Source organism: Chryseobacterium sp. L12, assembly GCF_056133985.1.
Genome location: NZ_JBVYOF010000044.1, coordinates 1 through 983, shown reverse-complemented (window position 1 = coordinate 983; position 983 = coordinate 1). Strand labels below are relative to the sequence as shown.

At 32.7% G+C, this 983-nt stretch carries 1 protein-coding gene; it reads right to left on the bottom strand.

Going from position 1 to position 983, the window contains the following annotated elements:
* Window positions 1-18 precede the first annotated feature (18 nt).
* Window positions 19-924, bottom strand: coding sequence for an IS1595 family transposase (locus tag AC0NBN_RS17400; RefSeq protein ID WP_160814052.1), 906 nt, complete (start codon window positions 922-924; stop codon window positions 19-21).
* Between the last annotated feature and the right edge of the window lie 59 nt (window positions 925-983).

Genomic DNA, 983 nt, shown 5'->3' with positions numbered 1-983 from the left:
TTGAATATCCGCAATTAATCATAATCCTGTAATATTAGCAATAACGAGCCTTTCAAAGAGTCTGTCTCCAAAATATCTACGGTTTAGTTTGTAAATGAATTCATTGAGATACAATTGAAGATATTTCCTTTTAATTTTATGATAATTTCCTAATAGGTTTCTCTTAGCATTGCTTATAGCAATATGAACCCATTTTAGTGTCTCTTCTGTTGTTTCTTTTGAACTCTTCTCCATAATATGCAATTCCACAAAGTCTGCAATATCAACATAAGAAGTACTTTTATCTGTAAAAACAATGCTTTGATTATCAATTGATTCTTTAATAGTTTCGTTTATTTCTTCTCCATCATGCCCATCTAAAACTTTCGCTTTAAAGAAACGAACTTGTTTTTCTTTTTTTCCTGTATCAATATCTTCTAAAGGTGTTGATTCAGCCATCATGGCAACATTTTGTTTACCTACTGCTCCTTTTCCTCGGGTGCCTTTTTCTTGTTCAATTTTGCTAGATTCAACTGTGAAATAAGCTTCATCAAATTCAATCATTCCTTCCAAAGTATATCTCGCATCACGATTTCCCATCGCTTTGCGAAGTTTATGAACCATTGCCCAGACTGGCTCATACCTCTTCAATCCCAATTGTTTTTGAATTTCCTTTGCAGAAAATCCTTTCTTCGTTACACTCATTAAGAACATCGTCTTGTACCATACTAAAAAGGGCAAATTTGAATTCTGCATAATCGTTCCACTTCTGAGTGAGGTTCTACTTCTGCATTTTTTACATTCATACTGCCAAATACTTTTTATCCAAAAATGTTCTTTGCTCCCACATTTACAAACAAATCCCAGCTTGTCTCTTTCTGCTTTAAAGTGGCTTCTGCAATCTTCTTCTGTGCCAAAATGTGCCGTAAAACTAAATAAATTCATCTCAATAATCTGATTTTCAACAAATATACATAAATTATTACTAATTACGGATATTCAAA

Bases quoted from the DNA above. Each gene is read 5' to 3' on its own strand.
- AC0NBN_RS17400 (WP_160814052.1), bottom strand. From the start codon at position 924: ATGAATTTATTTAGTTTTACGGCACATTTTGGCACAGAAGAAGATTGC.